This window comes from Arsenicicoccus cauae (assembly GCF_043162025.1).
In the GTDB taxonomy this organism is placed as follows: Bacteria; Actinomycetota; Actinomycetes; order Actinomycetales; family Dermatophilaceae; genus Arsenicicoccus; species Arsenicicoccus cauae.
This window is the reverse complement of sequence record NZ_CP171001.1, coordinates 2,965,370-2,982,980: the sequence shown is the minus strand read 5'-3', so window position 1 is coordinate 2,982,980 and position 17,611 is coordinate 2,965,370. Positions and strand designations below refer to the sequence as shown.

Here is a 17,611-nt window from a genome sequence, read left to right as displayed (position 1 = left end):
CCAGCGGATCCCCAGGCGTCCGGCCTAGGGTCGAGGGCGTGAGGACCACCGACGGCACCCACGACGCGGGCACGACGGCCCGCCCCACGACCGAGCTCGGCACGACGGGGGACGGTCGCGCAGGATCACGGCTCGACACCACCCTCACGGCCACCTCGGCGCTCCAGAGCTTCCGCGACGAGCTGGCCGACCTGTGGGAGGACCTCGAGCCGCTCGTGCGCCCCGCGGACGACGTAGCGATGCTCGACCTGTCGCACCGGCTGGAGCGGCACGTGGTGCTCATGCCCGGCTCCGCCGACCGGTTGCGTGAGCTGGCCAACGACCTCATGGCCCTGATGGCCGGGTGGCAGCACCTCGGCGACGAGGAGCGCATCGTCCTCGCGACCGCCATGGCCTACCTGGCCGAGGCGGACGACGCCGTGCAGGATCACCTGCCGGGTGGGCTCGACGACGATGACCGCGTGGTGGGCGCCGCGGTGCGCGCGGTGCTGCGACCGCGTCGCCGGGTCGCCTGAGGGCGGTCGGTCTTCGTTCAACCACCTCTGGCGATTGCCCCTACTGTCCGGTATTGTCCGCCGTGGTGGGGGGTCGTCCGGGTGAACGGATGACGACGAGGCCATGGGTGCGCACGCTCGGTGAATGACGGGGACGATGATGTGTCCCGACGCCAGCCCCGCGTCGCGCCTCTTTCGAGAGGAAGTCATGATCGAGCAGCCGTGGTGGGCCGAGGGCCCCGCAGACCACGAGGCTCGCTTCGACGGCCCCGTCGTCGACCCGATGGCCCCGCTGCACCGCAGTGCGGTGTACGCCGAGGCCGAGGTCGATCCTGAGCAGGGCAGCACGGTCCGGTCCGTCGTCGTGGGCTGCGTGGTGCTGCTGACCGCCGTCGTCCTGACCGCGGCGGTCGCCGGCCTCGCGTCCCGACCCGGCGTCGACCTGCGCGGTCTCGTGCCTGCCGCGGGACCGGCACCCGTCGCCCACCTCCAGGTGCGCGGCGCCACGCGGACGCCACGCACGACCTCCGCACCCGGCACGGTGACGGCTCGCTCCGCCGCCGGTTCCGCCAACCCCCGCGTCGCGCGGACGGCCAACACGATGGCGCCGTCCGCCTCGGCCGGGGTGCGGGTCACCGCACGCACGACCCCGACGGGGGACCAGACCCGGCCGGCGTCGGCCACAGCCTTGTCGGCCGCAGCCTTGTCGGCCGCAGCCTTGTCGGCCGCAGCCTCGTCGGCCGCGCCGCCCCGCGTCGCCGCACCGCCGGTCCTGAGGGCCCCGCTCGCCGGTCCCCCGAGGGGTGTCGTCGGCCTGCGTCTCCCACGGACCACGACCGGCCCCGGTGCGACGCCGTCCTCGGGGCGAGGGCGCGGCGCGACATACGGGCCCCAGGGCCGAGCCGAGGGGCACGAGGTCCGATCGACCCCGCCACGGCGCTCCCGCGCAGGCGCCGGACCAGGCCCCCGCGCCGAGGACGCCCCGCCCGGGGTGCGACGGGCCAGACCTGCGGCGCGCCCGACTGCACCGGGCCGGGGGGCCCAGCACGAGCCGGGGCGCCGCGGGCGCCAGGGGACCGGGCCGCGAGCGCACTAGCCTGAGAGGTACCGTCTCCCGAGAGGACCTCATGGCCGCGCCCGACCACCAGCCCGTCGCTCGCCCCGACATCGAGATCGACATCGACGCCGACATCGACGTCGACATCGATGCTGATGCCGATGCTGATGATGCCGACGCCCGCGGTATCGCCCATGACGCCGAGACCGACGTGCCATGGGCCATGCAGGTGGTCGTGCGCCACGACAAGGCGGCGCTCCCGGACGAGGACCTCGTGGCGGCCACCACCGCCCGCGCCGTCGTCACGCTGCTGGCCGATTCCCGGGCCGAGCGCGGTGAGTGGTCCGCGCCCGTCCGGCGCTGGCGGGACGGCCGCATCCGCAAGCTCGTGCGTCGCGCCCGCGGGGTGCGGTGGGAGCGCGCGCAGGTGGTGCCGGGCGTGACGGTGACGGACGGTGCGGCGGCGGTGCGGGCCTACGTCCCCATGCCGACCCGGCCCCTGCCGCCGGAGCTGGACGCCCTGCAGGTGAGCGGGACGACCTTTCCCCCCACGACGCCCGCCCAGCGGGACGCCCGTCCAGCGGCCGTCGTGACGGTGGCCCTGTCGCCGCACGCCGAGATGACCAGCGGCAAGGCGGCCGCCCAGTGCGGCCACGGGGCCCAGCTCGCCTGGGAGACGATGCGGGCGCAGGGCGACCCGTCGCTGCCGGCCTGGGCCGAGGACGGCTACCGCGTGCAGGTCGCCAGGCCCGACGAGGCCGGCTGGCGAGCGTGCGCCGACGCCCCCGTGACCGTGGTCGACGCGGGCTTCACCGAGCTCGACGGTCCCACCGAGACGGTGCGGGCCTGGTGGTCAGCGGCCCGCTGACCGCGCACGCCGGATCTCGTCATACATCCGGTCGATCTGCTCGGCGAACCTCTCCTCGACGGCACGCCGACGGACCTTGAGGGTCGGGGTCAGCAGCCCGGCGTCCATGGTCAGCGGCTCGGCCAGCAGCTCCACGCCGCGGACCTGCTCCTGGTGGGGCAGGTCCGCGTTGAGGGCCTGGACGTGACGACGCACGTCCGCGAGGACGTCGTCCCCGGCGTCAGGACCGGGCTGGACCAGCGCCACGAGGCAGACGCGTCGGTCGCCGATCACGACGGCGTGCTCGACGCCCGGGTGCTCGGCGATGCGGGACTCGATCGGGGCGGGGGCGATGTTCTTGCCCTGCTGCGTGACGATGAGGTCCTTGAGCCGGTCGGTGATCCGGACGAAGCCGTCGTCGTCGATCTCGCCGACGTCACCGGTGCGCAGCCACCCGTCCTTGATGACCTCGCGCGTGGCCTCCTCGTCGCGCCAGTAGCCCGCCATCAGGTTGGGCCCGCGATAGAGCAGCTCGCCCTCCTCGCCTCGCCGCAGCTCACCGCCCAGGATGACCCGTCCCACGGTGCCGAAGCGGACGGCGCCAGGACAGTTGAAGGTCATGAGCGGGCCGGTCTCGGTCATGCCGTAGCCCTCGCACACGAGCACCCCCGCGGCCCAGAAGAATTCCGCGACCTCCGGTCGGAGCGGGGCGCCGCCGACGGCGAGGACGGACTTCCGGCCGCCGATGGCGTCGCGCACGTTGTGCAGGACGAGCCGGTCCGCGAGCCGCAGCCGGGCCTGTAGGTGCGTCGGGATCGGCCGGCCCGCGAGGCGCAGCTCGCCCACGCGGCGGCCCACGCCGAAGGCCCAGTCGAAGACGCGGCGGCGCACGGGGCTCTTGTCGGCCATGGCGTGCGCGACGGAGTAGACCGTCTCGTAGAGCTTGGGCACCGCCACCAGCGCGGACGGCCGCGCCTCCCGCAGCTGGTCGGCGACGGTCTTGGGGTCGCGGACGTAGGTGTTGAGGGCGCCGTGGGACAGGACGACATAGGTCCAGGCGCGCTCGAGGGCGTGCGAGAGCGGCAGGAACGCGAGGCTGGAGTCGTGGGGGCCGATGTCGAAGAAGGCGTCCACCGCGTGCAGCTGGTGCAGCATCGTCGCGTGCGACAGCGCGACCCCCTTGGGGCGGCCGGTGGTGCCCGACGTGTAGATGATGGTCGCGATGTCGTCGCCGTGCCCGGCCTGCGTGCGGCGGGCCACCTCGGCCGACAGGTCGTGGTCGTGCTCGCGGTCCTGCGCCGAGATGACCCGTGACCAGGGCTCCGCCCCGGGGGCGTCGTCGAAGGCGACGACCAGGCGCAGCCCGGAGCCCGTCGTGTCCCCGAGCCGGCCCAGCAGCTCGGCGTCACCCACGAAGGCCGCCGTCGCCCCGCTGTGCTCGAGGACGTAGGCGACCTGGTCGGGGGTGGAGGTCGGGTAGACCGGCACGGGGACGGCGCCGGCGGCCAGGGCCCCGAGGTCGACAAGGGACCACTCCGGGCAGTTGGGGGCGAGGATCGCGACCCGGTCGCCGGGCTCCACGCCGCACGCCACCAGGGCCCTGGCGACGGCCTCGACGCGGCGACCCACCTCGGCATACGACAGCGTGACCGCGCCGTCGCCCAGGACTCGCATCGCGGGCCGGTCGGCGTGCTCGCGCACGACCCGGGCGTAGACCCGGGCCAGGTGGTCCTCCGAGAACCGGGGCGGCGGGACGACGGCGGCACCGGCTCCCGCGGGGGCGCTTGCAGGCACGGGCATCCGGGCTCCAGCTCCGTCGAGGGTGGGTCGGGTTCACCGTAACCCACGCCACCCGCCGTGGACCCGGCCGGCGGCGATGGTGAGCATCGCGAGGGCTAGCGTCGCGAGGGCTCGATGGCGAGGGAGGAGTACATCTCCTCGATCGCGGCGGCGCACTCCCGCTCCACCCGCTGACGGCGCATGAACCCGGCCGCGGCGGGTCCGCCGAGACGCCCCAGCGGGGAGGCGGTCAGCCGGAACCCCTGGATGCACTGGTCGGGGGACAGGGAGGCGTTGGCCAGCCGGATGGCGTCACCGACGGCGCGGACGACGAGGGGGTCGGTGGCGAGCGCCTCGTCGTCCGCGAGGGAGTGGTCCCCGCCCGCCAGCCGCACCTGGCGAGCCAGATCGACGTCCGCCTCGACGATGGCGGTCAGGCAGGGCCGGCCGTCACCCACGACGACGACGTCCGCGATGATCGGCATCGAGCGCAGCCGCTCCTCGACGACCTGTGGTGACACGTAGCGCAGCGACTCGGTGACGATGCGGTCGTCGAGCCGGCTGGTGAGGTGCAGGTAGCCGTCGTCGTCGACCCGGCCGATCTGACCGGTGTGGAGCCAGCCGTCGCGCAGCACCCGGGTCGTCTCCGCCGGCAGCCCGAAGTAGCCCCGCATCAGGCCGGGCCCGGCGAGCAGCACCTGACCGTCGTCGTCGATGCGCAGCGACAGGCACGACAGCGGCCGGCCCACCGACCCGTCCTTGGCGGCATGGGGGGCGTTGACCGTGGCCAGGACCCCCGACTCGAGCGGACCCCAGCACCGGTATGCCGGGAGCCCCGCCGTCTCGAGCAGGCTCATCACCTCCGGTGGTGCCCCCACGCCGGCGACCAGGAAGAGGGCCTTGGGTCCGCCCAGCGCGCGCGCGACCCGCGTGCCCACGAGGAGGCGGGCGGTGCGCGAGCGCAGCTCGTCCAGCACCGACCCGGCCCCCCGTTGCTCCGCCCGACGCGCCGAGTCGGCGACCGACACGCGACGGCACCAGGGCACGAGCGTGGCTCCGAGGGGCAGCTCGTCGCCCGCCCGCTCGAGCGCCTCGTCGACGAGCCGACGCAGCACCGGGAACGAGGTCATGAGCATCGTCGGCCGCAGCTCACGGATGGCGTCGCGCACGTCGTCGGGGTCGCCCACGCAGGACACCGAGCCGCCGGACAGCAGGGCGATCAGGCTGCTGCCGTGCTGCACGGAGTGGTGCAGGGGCAGGGTGGTCACCTCGTGGAGGGGCTCGCTGACCTGGAAGGCCTCGGCGATCGCCTTGACCGTGGTCAGCGCCGAGCGGTGGGTGTGCACGACGCCGCGCAGCTCGCCCGCGCCCCCCACGGTGTAGTCGATGAACGCGATGTCGTCGGGGGACCAGGCGTCGCGGCGGCGGGCGGCCTCGGCGGCCGTGGCGATGTCGAACGGCGCCGCCAGCACACGGTCGAAGGAGAAGGTGCCGTGGGTGCCCACCTCGGCACCGAGGTCGTCCACGGCGTTGCCGAAGGACAGGCCCACGAAGTCGTCGAGGAGGGGGACCACGGAAGGGTTCTCGTCGAAGCACACGACGACGCGCAGCGACGGCAGCCGCCCGGACAGCCGCCGCATGCTGTCCACGAGGACGTCGCCGGCCACGAACGCGGCCCGCGCCTCCGTCTCGCGCAGGACCACGGCGAGCTCCTCGACCGGCGTCGCGGGGCCGAGGCGCACCACGACGCCGGCCGCCGCGACGACCGCGAGCTCGGTCACCAGCCACTCCGGGCGGTTGTCGGCGATGATCGCCACCGCGTCGCCCGGGTGCAGCCCGGTGGCGATGAGGCCGTGGGAGACGTGGCGCACCTGGGCGGCGAGGTCGGCGTAGGTCAGCTGCGCCCACCCGTCGTCGGTCCGTCCCCGCAGGGCCACGGCGTCGGGGTGGGCGTCCGCGCGGGCGAGGACCAGGGCAGCGAGGTGCTCGGTCACGGCGGGCTCCCTCGTCCTGGACGCATCGGCTCCAGCGTAGGGGCCGGTGGCGTCACGCGGGGAGCACTCGCAGGACCTGCTCCCAGCGCTCCGGGGGGAGCAGGTGTCCGCAGCCGTCGACGACCACCACGGTGGCGCTCGTGCGGCGGGCGACGATGGCCGACAGCGCGGGCGGTGGGACGAGGGTGTCCTCCTCGCCGACCACCACCGTCAGGGGCGCGCCGTCGATCCGGTCGAGGTAGTGCTGGGGCACAGGACGGGGGTGGTTGATGGTCTTGCAGGTGCGGCCCACGAGCGTCAGCCACTCGACGAGGTCCTCCGGGATGGCGCCGCCGGGCTCGACCAGGTGGCCCAGCACGGCCCGGGCGGTCGCCGGCGTCGAGTGCAGGGACCAGCGCGTCCGGTCGCGGACCTGGCCCGCGGAGGTGCGCGGGGGGAGGAGCCCTCCCGGGCCGACGAGGAATCGTCCGGTCACCACGGGAGAGTCGGCGCTCAGGCAGACGGCCGCGCCGAGCCCGCTGCCCACCAGGGTCAGCTCGCGGGCGTCGGACCACTCGGCGGCGATCAGGTGCAGGGCCGCCTCGAGCCAGGCGGAGTACCAGGCGGTGGTGTCACGTCGTGGGCGAGCGGGGTCGGAGAGCCCGGGCTGGCCCGGGAGGTCCAGCGCCCAGACGGTCCCGTGCTCCGCCAGTGCGCGGACCTGGTCGAGGCTGGACGACGCGCTCATCGCCGTCCCGGGGAGCCACACCAGACGGGGCAGCCCCTCGCCCACCGCCACGACGTGCGTCTGGACCTGTGTGTCGTGGACCGGCACCTGCAGGGTCCGGGACTCGTGCGCCACGCTCCACCCGGCGAGCGCTGCGGTGCACCACTCGCGCACGGTGTCCCGTGCGGCGGGGGAGCGGTAGGCGTCGTTCACGTGGTCGAACGATACCGCTGGACCGGGTGGTCGCCCGACCAGGTCTCGGCGCTCGGGGCCCCTGGTGTCAGGACCCGGCGCCCTCGATCCGCACCAGGCACCCTCCCGGGACCGAGAAGGGTTCCACCCGCACGGAGCCGGGGTCTGCGCCGGCCGCCTCGACGAGCGCGGCGGCGAGCCCCTGGTGGACGGTGCACACGACGTGCGGGACGCGTCGGGCGGCGTCGAGCATGGGGCACTGCCGCAGGACCAGGTCCTGGTGCCCGGCGGAGGCCTCGTCGGGCGCGAAGCCCATGCGGTCGAAGTCCTCCCGCAGCTGCTCGCGCGGCGACGCCTGCGCGGGGGCGGACCGGTCGCGGGCGAGGGAGCCGCCCCACGCGACACCCGCGGCGTGCGCGACGGCACGGGCGTCCGGCAGCTCGGCGACCTGGTCGGCCAGGGCGACCGCGAGCGCGGCATACTCCGCGCCGGCCTCGGAGCCGGCCAGCGTCGCCTCGTAGCGCCAGGCCGGTCGTCCGCGGCCCGTGATCGGGGCCCGGAAGCGCCGCGCGAACCCGGCCTCCACCAGGGCGTCCAGGTGTGCCCGGACGGTGTTGTTGTGCAGGCCGCACGCGTGCGAGGCCTCGTCGACCGTCATGGGGGCGGCGTGCTCGCGCAGGACCCGCAGGACCGCCTGGCGTGCCGACGTCAGCACCTGGGGCTCGGTGCCCTCGGGACCGGGCAGCGGGCCGGGAGCCGGCCGCTGCGGAGATGTCATGGACACGCCGACTAGTCTAGGGACCCCGACCGAACCACCAAGACCCCCGGGGCGACCGCAGCCGGCGCCCCGGCCACGACGGGCCGCAGGGCCCGGTGAGGAGCTGACGTGATGACGAGCGTCGCCGACGTCGCCGACACGGCACCGACCACGACCAGCGGGGGCTCAGGCACCGCTGAGCAGGGACTGCGGGCGGACAACCTCGCCCTCGCGCAGACCGTCGAGCAGACGGTCGAGGCCCTGATCGGGGCGATCGGGGCAGCCGACGCCACCGCGTTCGGGCAGGCGCACGCCGACCTCGCCACCTGGTGCCAGTTCGAGCTCGTGCCCTCCGCCGTGGCCAAGGAGCAGGTGCTCTACCCCCGCGCCGCCCAGGTCGCCGAGGCGTCCCTGCTCGTGCAGGGGCTCGTGGCGGACCACCGCGTCATCGCGGGCCTGGTCGACGCCGTCAACGCGGCCCAGGACGCCGCCCAGCTCGCGGGCGACGCGCAGGCCCTGCGCGTCCTGCTCCGCGCGCACCTCGCCAAGGAGGACCAGCTGCTCGCGGGCCTGCTCGAGGCCCAGGACGGCGCCGCCGAGGCGTATGCCGAGACCCGCCGCGCCGCCGACGCCCTCGCCCAGCAGTACGCCGCGAACGTCGCCGCCGACGTGGAGGCATCGCACGCCCAGCCCACGGGCGGGTGCGGCGGCGGCGGCTGCGGTGGGTGCGGCAGCGGCGGCGGCTGCGGCGCTGCGGACGACGCACGCACCGACGAGGAGCGGGCCGCCGACCGGGCCGCCGTCACCGTCACCCGGGTCGACTGAGGGTCGTGCTGCCGGCGGGGACGACGTGGTGGGCCGCCCTGCCCGTGGCAGCGGTCTCCCTGGTCCTCCACGTCCTCCCCGGCGCCCTCGTGCTGCTCGCTGCCCGCGCCGCACCGCGGATGATCCTCGGCGCGGCCCCGGTGGTATCGGCCGGTGTCGTGGGGGCCGCCGTCGCGTGGACCACGTGGACGGGGGTGCGGTGGGGCGCCATACCGCTGCTGCTCACCACCGTGGTGCTGGGCGGGCTGACGCTCCTGGTGGTGCGCCGTCTCGGCGGTCGGGAGCCACGAGGACCGGAGGCGGCGTCGGCGGGCGCGCGGCTCGGGCCGCTCTCGACGCCTCGGTCCGCCGGGACCCCGGCCCTGGCGACGGTGGGCCCGGTCCTCGTCGCCGTGGCCGGGTCGTGGTGGGTCCTCGTGCGCGGGATCGCGTCGCCGGCGGCCCTCCAGCAGTCGCACGACGCGGGCTTCCACGTCAACGCCCTGGCGCGGGTCCTGGCCGTCGGTGACGCCGGGTGGTACTCCGTCGGCGCGACCTCGGCGCCCGCGTCGAGCACGACCTTCTATCCCCCCGGGCTGCACGCGCACGCCGCGCTGGTCGCCCAGCTCACCGGCGCGCACCCGGTGGTGGTGCTCAACGTCGTCATGCTCGTGCTCGCCGCCGTGGTGTGGCCGGTGGGGATGCTGCTGCTCGTGCGGGAGATCCTCGGGCCCGACCCTGTGGCGCGGTGGGCGGTCGCGGCCATGCTGCCCGTGACGCTGGTCTTCCCGACCCTCCTGCTGCACTTCGGGGTGCTGTGGTCCAACGCCGCCGGCCTGGCACTGGCCCCAGGACTGCTGGCGCTGCTGGTGGCGATCTGCCGGCGCGACGTGAGGCTCACCCGGCGGGCGGGCTGGTCCGTCGTCGCGACCGGTGCCGGCCTCGGGCTGGCCCTGGTCCACCCGTCGGCGGTGCTCAGCGTCCTGGTCCTGGGGGTGCCGCTGCTGGTGCCGGCCGCGTGGCGCCAGCTGCAGGACGTCGCCCGGCACCACCCGAACGCCCGACGGGTCGTGACCTGGGCCACCGGGCCGGCGCTGCTCGTCGCCGGGGTCGGCGTCGTGCTCGTCGCCCGCACGCCCACGGTCCGGTCGCTGCTGACGAGCCGGACCCGCACCGTCACCGAGACCGGCGACGCCGTGCGCGAGGTGCTCACCCTCGGCACCCACCTGACCCCCGGCTGGCTGGTGCTGGCCCTGCTCGTCGCGGTGGGGGCCGGGCAGGCGAGCCGCACCCGCCGTGGCTGGCTGGTGGTGGGGCTGGTGCTGACGGCCTGCCTGTACGTCTGCGCCGCCTCGATCTCGACGGGGTGGGGCACGCTGCTCACGGCGCTGTGGGACCGCGAGCCCTACCGCGTGGTGGCGCCGCTCGCCGTGCCGGCCCTCGTGCTCGCCGGGACCGGGGTCTCTGCGCTCGTGGGGCTGGGCGCGCGCCTGGCCCCCTCCCGCCCCGGCGTGGCGCGCGGGGTGGTGGCCGTCGTCGTCGCGGTGGCGATCGCCGCCGGGATCCCCTCGGGGGCGGCCTCGTCCGAGCGCTTGGTGAGCCACAACTACGGGGACCAGCCGTGGTGGCGGACCGTGGTGTCGCAGCGTGAGGCGGCGCTCTACGGGAGGGTGCTGGGGGCGCGGCCGGACGGGCTGTCGGTGGCGGGCGACCCCTTCGGCGGAGGGCAGTGGGCGGGGGTGCTCAGCGGGCACCCCAGCGTCTTCACGCACTTCGGCGGGGTGCTCGTCGGCGACCACGACCTGCTGCGCCGGCACCTGCGCGAGATGACGCCGCAGGTGTGCCGGGCGGTGCGTGATCTGCACGTGGGCTATGTCGTGGAGGACACCGACAAGGTGTGGGACAACGACCCTCGCTATCCGCTGTATGCCGGGCTCCGCGGCCTCGCGGGGGTCCCCGGGCTGCAGCCGATCGGGCACGGCGGGTCGGTGACGGTCTACCAGGTCACGGGCTGCGCCCAACCTGCCCCCTCTCCCTCCTGAAGGGGGGCGGGTTTGCGCGGGCGCCTATCCTGGAGAGCGTGCCTGACGAGTCCCCCCACCCCAGCGAGCAGCCCGCTCGCGGACGTCGCGGCCCCGGACGTCAGGGGTCCGGGCACCGGCGGTCCGGACGCCAGGGCTCCGGGCGGCGCCCGGCCCGCACCGCCGAGGAGCGCGAGGCCGCCACGGCGCGGCGGCTGGAGCGCGAGGCCCGGCGTCGGGCGCTGGTCCCCGAGATCACCTATCCCGAACAGCTACCCGTCGTCGCCCGCAAGGACGACATCGCGGCGGCCATCCGAGACCACCAGGTGGTCGTCGTCGCGGGTGAGACGGGATCCGGCAAGACCACCCAGATCCCCAAGATCTGCCTCGAGCTGGGTCGCGGGATCCATGGCCTGATCGGCCACACGCAGCCCCGCCGCATCGCCGCCCGCTCGGTGGCCGAGCGCATAGCCGAGGAGCTGGGTCACCCCATCACGGGGGAGCGGGCGGCGGACGAGGAGCGACCCGTCGGCTACCAGGTCCGCTTCGGCGACCACTCGACCCGGGACACGCTCGTCAAGGTCATGACCGACGGGATCCTGCTTGCCGAGCTCCAGCGCGACCGGGACCTGCGGCGCTACGACACGATCATCATCGACGAGGCGCACGAGCGGTCGCTCAACATCGACTTCATCCTCGGCTACCTCAAGCAGCTGCTGCCACGACGACCTGACCTCAAGGTCATCATCACCTCGGCCACGATCGACCCGGAGCGGTTCGCGGAGCACTTCGCCTCCGCCGCAGGCGAACCCGCCCCGATCATCGAGGTGTCCGGACGCACCTACCCGGTCGAGGTGCGCTATCGCCCCCTCGAACGCCTCACTCCCGCAGGGGATCTGCTCGAGACCGTCGACCAGGTCACCGGGATCGTCGACGCCGTCGAGGAGCTGTGGACCGAGGCCGGGTCCGGTGACGGGTCCGACCAGGACGTCCTCGTCTTTTGCTCCGGCGAGCGTGAGATCCGGGACGCCGCAGACGCGCTCGAGGGGCTGAGGCTGCCGGGGACGGAGATCCTGCCGCTGTACGCCCGGTTGTCGAGCGCCGAGCAGCACCGGGTGTTCTCGCGTCACGCCGGTCGTCGGGTCGTCCTGGCGACCAACGTCGCCGAGACGTCCCTGACCGTCCCCGGCATCCGCTACGTCGTCGACACCGGCGTCGCCCGCATCTCGCGCTACAGCCAGCGCACCAAGGTGCAGCGGCTGCCCATCGAGCCCGTCTCGCAGGCCTCGGCCGCGCAGCGTGCCGGCCGGTGCGGCCGCGTCGCCGACGGCGTCTGCATCCGGCTCTACTCCGAGGAGGACTTCGACGCCAGACCGGAGTTCACCGATCCCGAGATCCAGCGCACCAACCTCGCATCGGTCATCCTGCAGATGATCTCCCTGGGGCTCGGCGACGTCGCGCGGTTCCCGTTCGTCGACCCGCCGGACTCGCGCCAGGTGACGGACGGCCTCAACCTGCTCCTCGAGATCGGTGCGATCGACGCCGACTCGGCGGGGCGCGACGCCGGGCGAGGCAGGGGGCTGACGGCATACGGCCGGTCCATCGCCGCCCTACCCGTCGACCCCCGCCTCGCACGCATGATCCTCGAGGCCAACGAGAACGGCTGTCTCGCAGAGGTGCTCGTCATCACGGCCGCGCTGTCGATCCAGGACCCGCGCGAGCGTCCGGTCGACAAGCAGGCCCAGGCGGACCAGCAGCACGCGAGGTTCAAGGACGAGCACAGCGACTTCATCACCTGGCTCAACCTGTGGGGCTACCTCCGCGACCAGCAGAAGGCCCTGAGCGGCAGCGCCTTTCGGCGCATGTGTAAGCAGGAGTACCTGCACTACCTGCGGATCCGCGAGTGGCAGGACCTGCACCTGCAGCTCCGGCAGGCCTGCAAGGCGCTGCACCTCGAGCCCAACAAGAGCCCCGGCACGCCGGACGCGATCCACCAGGCGATGCTGTCAGGGCTGTTGTCACACATCGGGCTTCGCGACCCGGAGCGCCGGGAGTACACCGGGGCCCGCGGTGCGCGCTTCGCCATCCAGCCCGGCTCCGTGCTGCATCGCCAGCAGCCCGACTGGGTGATGGCCGCCGAGCTCGTGGAGACGACACGCCTGTGGGCACGCACCAACGCGCGCATCGACCCGGCCTGGGCGGAGCGCCTCGGATCCCACCTGGTCAAGCGGACGTATGCCGAACCCCACTGGGAGCGCAAGCGATCCGGCGCGGTCGCCCTCGAGCGGGTCACCCTCTACGGCATACCCCTCGTCGCGGGCCGCAAGGCCAGCCTCGGCCGCGTCGACCCCGTGCTCGCGCGCGAGCTGTTCATCCGGCATGCCCTCGTCGAGGGCGACTGGGACACGCGGCACCACTTCTTCCACGACAACCGGCGCCTGCTCAAGGAGGTCGCCGAGCTCGAGGAGCGGGCCCGCCGCCGCGACATCCTGGTCGACGACGACGAGCTGTTCGACTTCTACGACGCCCGCATCCCCGAGTCAGTCGTGTCCGGGCGGCACTTCGACGCGTGGTGGAAGGCGGCGCGGCACGAGACCCCGGACCTGCTGACCTTCACCGAGGACGTCGTCGTCGCGGAGGGCGCCGACACCTCCGTGAGCGCTGACTACCCCCAGACCTGGCGGCAGGGCGAGCTGGAGCTGCGCCTGACCTACCAGTTCGAGCCGGGCGCCGACGCGGACGGGGTCACCTGCCACATCCCCGTCGAGGTGCTCAACCAGGTGCGCGACGAGGGCTTCGACTGGCTCGTGCCAGGGATGCGCGAGGAGCTCGCGACCGCGCTGATCAAGTCTTTGCCCAAGGCCACTCGCAAGAACTTCGTGCCCGCGCCGGACCACGCGAGAGCCGCTCTGGCGCAGGCGGATCCGGCGTCGGGGCGGGACCTGGTCGAGGAGCTCGCCGCGGCCCTGCGCAGCCGCACCGGGTTCGGCGTACGAGGCGACGAGTGGGACTGGACCAAGGTGCCGGACCACCTGCGCATGACCTTCCGCGTGGAGGACGTCCGGGGCAGGTCCCTCGGGGAGTCCAAGGAGCTGGAGTCGCTGCGGCGCCAGCTCGCCCCGAGGGTCCGGCAGACCATGGCGTCCGCCGCTTCCTCGATCGAGCGAACCGGCCTGACCACGTGGGACTTCGGCGAGCTGCCGGCCACCTTCGAGCAGCGCGTCAAGAATGGCCGCACCCTGCACGGCTATCCCGCCCTCGTCGACCGCGGCACCTCCGTGTCGGTGCAGGTGCTCGCCACCGAGCACGAGGCGGAGGTGGCGTCCCGACTCGGCCTGCGGCGCCTGCTGCTGCTCGACATCACCCCGCCGTGGAAGCGCGTCCTCGCCGTCCTCACCAACCAGCAGAAGATCGCCCTCGGCCACAACCCCCACGGGTCCGTGCCCGCACTGCTCGACGACTGCCTCGCCGCGACGGTCGACTCGATCGTCGCGGAGACACCCTCGCTCACCACCGGTGCCGCGGGGATCGTGCGGGACCAGGAGCAGTACGCCGAGGTGCTGCGCCGGGTCCGCCAGCTCGTCTCCGCCCGCGTCATCGAGATCATCGAGCAGGTGGAGCCGATCCTGGTGGCGGCCCGTGAGGCCCGGCTGGCGCTGGACCGCCTGTCGCCGGCCGCGCGCCCCATGAAGGAGGACATGACCCGCCAGCTCGAGGCGCTGGTCCATCCCGGGTTCGTCGCCGAGACGGGTCGGGCACGCCTGCGGCACCTGCAGCGCTACGTCCGCGCGATCGTCATACGGGCGCAGAAGGGGCCGGACGACCTGCGCCGGGACGACGAGCGGCAGGCCGTGGTGGCGACCGTGGAGCGGGAGTACGCGAAGTTCCTCGCAGGGCTGCGGCCCGCCCGTGTGGACGCTCCGGACGTCGTCGAGATCCGGTGGATGATCGAGGAGCTGCGGGTGTCGTTGTTCGCCCAGTCGCTCGGGACGGCCCACCCGGTCAGCGAGCAGCGGATCTACAAGGCCATGGACGCGGCCGAGGCCCGCTGAGCGCGCCGGTGCCCGGCTCTCGTGCAGGCGAGGGCTGGGTGCAGCGGCCGGGGGAGTGGCCGACCCCGGGTGGCCCGGCGGGCGCCGCCGCTGATCCTGGCCCCGCAGGGGCGGCGCGCCCACGATCGTCAGCGGACCTGGACGATCCCGTGCGCGCCGCTCTCGGCCCGGCTCCTCATGTGGTTGACGAAGGGATAGCGCCCGGCCTCGGGGAAGGTCATCTCGACGAAGCCTCCCTGCGCGGCCCCGAGATCGAGGGCCTGGGAGCCACCCGGGGCGTCCGGCTCGCCCGGCGCGGCGCGCAGCAGCCACGCGCCTTCCTTGAACACCCGGTCGAATTGCGTGCCCACGACGTGGAAGGTCGTCGGCTCGTCCGGACCCACGTCGAGCACCCAGAAGCGCACCCGCTCACCGACCTTCGCCGTGAAGGGGCGGGCGTCATACTGCCCGCTGGTGCCGTTGAAGACGATGGCGTCGGGCCGGTGCGCGGCGATCTTGGCGGGGTCCGCGGGCTCGCTGCCCGCCCCCAGGTAGAGCTCGGACTGGACGACGAGGTACTCCTTGTCGACCCTGGGCAGGCCGGGCGGGTCGATGATCACCGCGCCCGCCATGCCGCTCGCGATGTGCACCGACATGGGCATGGTCGAGCAGTGGTACATCCAGATCCCCGAGCGGGTCGCCGTGAAGCGGTAGACGAGGCTCTCGCCCGGCTGGATCGTGCGCATCGGCCCGTCGGGCGCCAGGGCGCCCGCGTGGAAGTCGATGGAGTGCCCGATGGTGCCCTCGTTGACCAGGGTGATCTCGAACCGGTCGCCGACCTTGCCCCGGATGGCGGGACCCGGCGCCTGCCCGTTGAAGGTCCACCTGCGCCGGGTGACGCCGGGCCCGACGGGCAGGTCGATGTCCTGGGCCCGGAGGGTGAGCTTGTGCAGGGCCCCGGCCGGGGCGGGGGGCAGCGTCGCGTCGCGGGCCGTGAAGTCGGTGGGGAAGGTGCCGTGCAGGTCGACCGTGGGTGCGGCCGCGCCGCCGACTGCGTGCCCCCCGTGCCCACCCCCGGCCAGCGCCGCGGCGACCCCGGGCGCCGCGGCCCGGTCGTCGCCGGTCGTGCGGATGTGGAGGACCATGCCCATCTGGCGGTGGCCGACGATGGAGCACCAGCCCTCGACCGACCGGCCGACGATGCCGACGTCCATCGTGGCGCTCTGGTCGCGCGCGAGGCGCCCGGACTGCTCGCCGGTCTCGAGGGTGAGGTCGTGCACGTCGGCGTCGGTGTTGGTGACCGTGATGGCGAGCCGGTCGCCGGGGTCCACCGTCACGGTGTCCGGGGTGAAGTGCATGCCCTGGGCGGTCACCTTGGCGGTGATCGTGCGCCCGGTGGGCGTGACGCCCCCGGCCGCGTCGCTGCGAGAGACCACCGCGGGGTCCAGGGCCACGCCGACCGCCACCACCAGCAGGATCGTCGCCAACCCCGCCGCGAGACCGCCGAGGGGACGGCCGCGCTCCCGCTCGTGGCTGGGCGTGGGGGTGCCGTCGGCGCGGCGCTCCGGGAGAGGCAGCGCCCGCGTGAGCTCGGGGTGGGTGCGCAGCCTCCGGGCCACGACGGCGGCCCGGACGAGCAGCGGTGGGGTGAGGCAGAGGGCCACGAGGACGAGCACGGAGGCGGTCACCCGCACGAGGCTGGGCACCGGCACCAGGCAGACGAGCAGCCCGAGCGAGGTGACCGTCACCCGCCAGGCCCCGAACCGCTGGGTGATCCCGGTCGTGTGCCGCACCGCGGCCGGGCCCCCGCCGAGCATGACCGGCAGGAGATAGGACAGGGCGCCGAACAGCACCTGCGCCACGAACCCGACGGCGAACGAGGACACCACGAGCCCCAGGTCCTCGTGCACCCGCGCCACCCGCGGCGTGCGGACCAGGAGCCACACCAGCTGGCCGAGGGTGACGAGGAGCCACACCAGCCCCGCGCCCACCGACCAGGTCGAGAACTGCCACGGCGGCTTGCGGACGGCGGTGCGGGCGAGGGGGACGAGCAAGGTGACGGTGCCGGCGGCATACAGCACGACGCCGGCCGCGACGACCCAGGTGAGCCCGAGGAGCGAGCCGGTCACGGTCACGGCGATCGCGCCGAGCAGGATCGGCAGCACGGCTGCGAAGGTGCGCTCCGAACCCTCCTCCAGGCGGGTCCGCAGCATGGTCGGCCACAGGGTGACCAGGGTCCCGAGGATGGTCAGCCCCACGAAGCCCAGCAGGTTGAGGGCCAGGTGGGCGAGGACCAGGCGCGACTGCCACTCGTCCGAGCGCCCGGCCGCCATGAGTGCCCCGAGGGTCGCCCCGACCGGGAGGAGCAGGCAGGCGGCGGTGTAGTAGGTGATGGTGCGACGGAACCGGTTGGACAAGGAGCGACGGGCCCGTATGCCGAGCGCGACCCCGTGCCACGCGAGGACCCCACCCACGACCACCGCACCCGCGACCGTCGTCCCCAGCCGGCCACCGACCACACCCGCGCTCACGCCGAGGACGCCGACGTTGAGCAGGACCTGCCGCACGACCTGGTGCTGCGTCTCGGTCGTGGACGCGGGGCGGCGCACGAGCGCCCCCGTGAAGTGCCAGGTCCAGGTGACGATGGCGTTGCCGGCGGCGCCGAGCAGCAGGAAGTGGACGAGCATCCAGCGCGAGCCGGGCACGAAGCGGTGCACGACCGACACGACGGCTGTCGCGACGAGCCAGCCCAGGACGGGGAGGAAGGACCGCACGTGCCACCGGGCGCGGTCCGAGAAGCCCTGGGCGCCGTCCTGCTGAATATTCACAGCTGATAGTGTAGTAAATTGGTGGCGGGGGCCCGGCGCGGGGGTCGGTGCTGGATGCCAGCAGGGCGGAATGCCGTTGCCGTGCCGGGCGTTGCCGAGGG

11 protein-coding genes are annotated in these 17,611 nt (G+C 74.3%); 6 read left to right on the top strand and 5 right to left on the bottom strand.

What is annotated here, in order from left to right:
• Positions 1-38 precede the first annotated feature (38 nt).
• From ACF3NS_RS13930 to ACF3NS_RS13920, 3 genes are all read left to right on the top strand, one after another.
• On the top strand, positions 39-515 hold the full coding sequence (locus ACF3NS_RS13930; protein WP_392466766.1) for a hypothetical protein: 477 nt from the start codon (positions 39-41) through the stop codon (positions 513-515).
• Between the two features lie 187 nt (positions 516-702).
• The gene (locus ACF3NS_RS13925) at positions 703-1,590 is read left to right on the top strand and encodes a hypothetical protein (RefSeq protein ID WP_392466763.1); all 888 of its coding nucleotides are present in this window, start codon (positions 703-705) and stop codon (positions 1,588-1,590) included.
• A gap of 31 nt (positions 1,591-1,621) precedes the next feature.
• Entirely contained in the window at positions 1,622-2,419 is a 798-nt protein-coding gene (locus ACF3NS_RS13920; RefSeq protein WP_392466760.1) for a peptidyl-tRNA hydrolase, read from the top strand.
• On the opposite strand, the gene ACF3NS_RS13915 is transcribed toward ACF3NS_RS13920, so the two are convergent.
• From ACF3NS_RS13915 to ACF3NS_RS13900, 4 genes are all read right to left on the bottom strand, one after another.
• Entirely contained in the window at positions 2,405-4,198 is a 1,794-nt protein-coding gene (locus ACF3NS_RS13915) for an AMP-dependent synthetase/ligase (protein WP_392466758.1), read from the bottom strand. The two genes, ACF3NS_RS13920 and ACF3NS_RS13915, sit on opposite strands and share 15 nt — an antisense overlap.
• Positions 4,199-4,293: 95 nt before the next feature.
• Positions 4,294-6,171 (bottom strand): AMP-dependent synthetase/ligase, encoded by a 1,878-nt coding sequence (locus ACF3NS_RS13910; RefSeq protein ID WP_392466756.1) that lies wholly within the window; start codon positions 6,169-6,171, stop codon positions 4,294-4,296.
• 52 nt (positions 6,172-6,223) lie between these two features.
• Complete coding sequence (locus tag ACF3NS_RS13905; RefSeq protein ID WP_392466754.1) at positions 6,224-7,090, bottom strand: alpha/beta fold hydrolase; 867 nt, start codon at positions 7,088-7,090, stop codon at positions 6,224-6,226.
• Between the two features lie 67 nt (positions 7,091-7,157).
• Positions 7,158-7,847, bottom strand: a complete 690-nt coding sequence (locus ACF3NS_RS13900) for a helix-turn-helix transcriptional regulator (protein WP_392469136.1) — start codon at positions 7,845-7,847, stop codon at positions 7,158-7,160.
• Between the two features lie 111 nt (positions 7,848-7,958).
• Here ACF3NS_RS13900 and ACF3NS_RS13895 point away from each other — a divergent pair, with 111 nt between their 5' ends.
• The 3 genes from ACF3NS_RS13895 to hrpA are packed head-to-tail and all read left to right on the top strand — an operon-like array spanning position 7,959 to position 14,703.
• Positions 7,959-8,651 carry a hemerythrin domain-containing protein gene (locus tag ACF3NS_RS13895; protein ID WP_392466752.1) on the top strand — a complete coding sequence of 231 codons (693 nt, stop codon included), beginning with the start codon at positions 7,959-7,961 and terminating at the stop codon, positions 8,649-8,651.
• Between the two features lie 5 nt (positions 8,652-8,656).
• Positions 8,657-10,672: a DUF6541 family protein gene (locus ACF3NS_RS13890; RefSeq protein ID WP_392466751.1), complete on the top strand. Its 2,016-nt coding sequence runs from the start codon at positions 8,657-8,659 to the stop codon at positions 10,670-10,672.
• Between the two features lie 38 nt (positions 10,673-10,710).
• Positions 10,711-14,703, top strand: coding sequence for an ATP-dependent RNA helicase HrpA (hrpA, locus tag ACF3NS_RS13885; protein WP_392466748.1), 3,993 nt, complete (start codon positions 10,711-10,713; stop codon positions 14,701-14,703).
• A gap of 128 nt (positions 14,704-14,831) precedes the next feature.
• Here the strand turns inward: hrpA and ACF3NS_RS13880 are convergent, their stop codons facing one another.
• Positions 14,832-17,510 (bottom strand): multicopper oxidase domain-containing protein, encoded by a 2,679-nt coding sequence (locus ACF3NS_RS13880; protein WP_392466746.1) that lies wholly within the window; start codon positions 17,508-17,510, stop codon positions 14,832-14,834.
• Positions 17,511-17,611 lie beyond the last annotated feature (101 nt).

Bases quoted from the DNA above. Each gene is read 5' to 3' on its own strand.
- ACF3NS_RS13925 (WP_392466763.1), top strand. From the start codon at position 703: ATGATCGAGCAGCCGTGGTGGGCCGAGGGCCCCGCAGACCACGAGGCT.
- ACF3NS_RS13920 (WP_392466760.1), top strand. From the start codon at position 1,622: ATGGCCGCGCCCGACCACCAGCCCGTCGCTCGCCCCGACATCGAGATC.
- ACF3NS_RS13915 (WP_392466758.1), bottom strand. From the start codon at position 4,198: ATGCCCGTGCCTGCAAGCGCCCCCGCGGGAGCCGGTGCCGCCGTCGTC.
- ACF3NS_RS13900 (WP_392469136.1), bottom strand. From the start codon at position 7,847: ATGACATCTCCGCAGCGGCCGGCTCCCGGCCCGCTGCCCGGTCCCGAG.
- ACF3NS_RS13895 (WP_392466752.1), top strand. From the start codon at position 7,959: ATGACGAGCGTCGCCGACGTCGCCGACACGGCACCGACCACGACCAGC.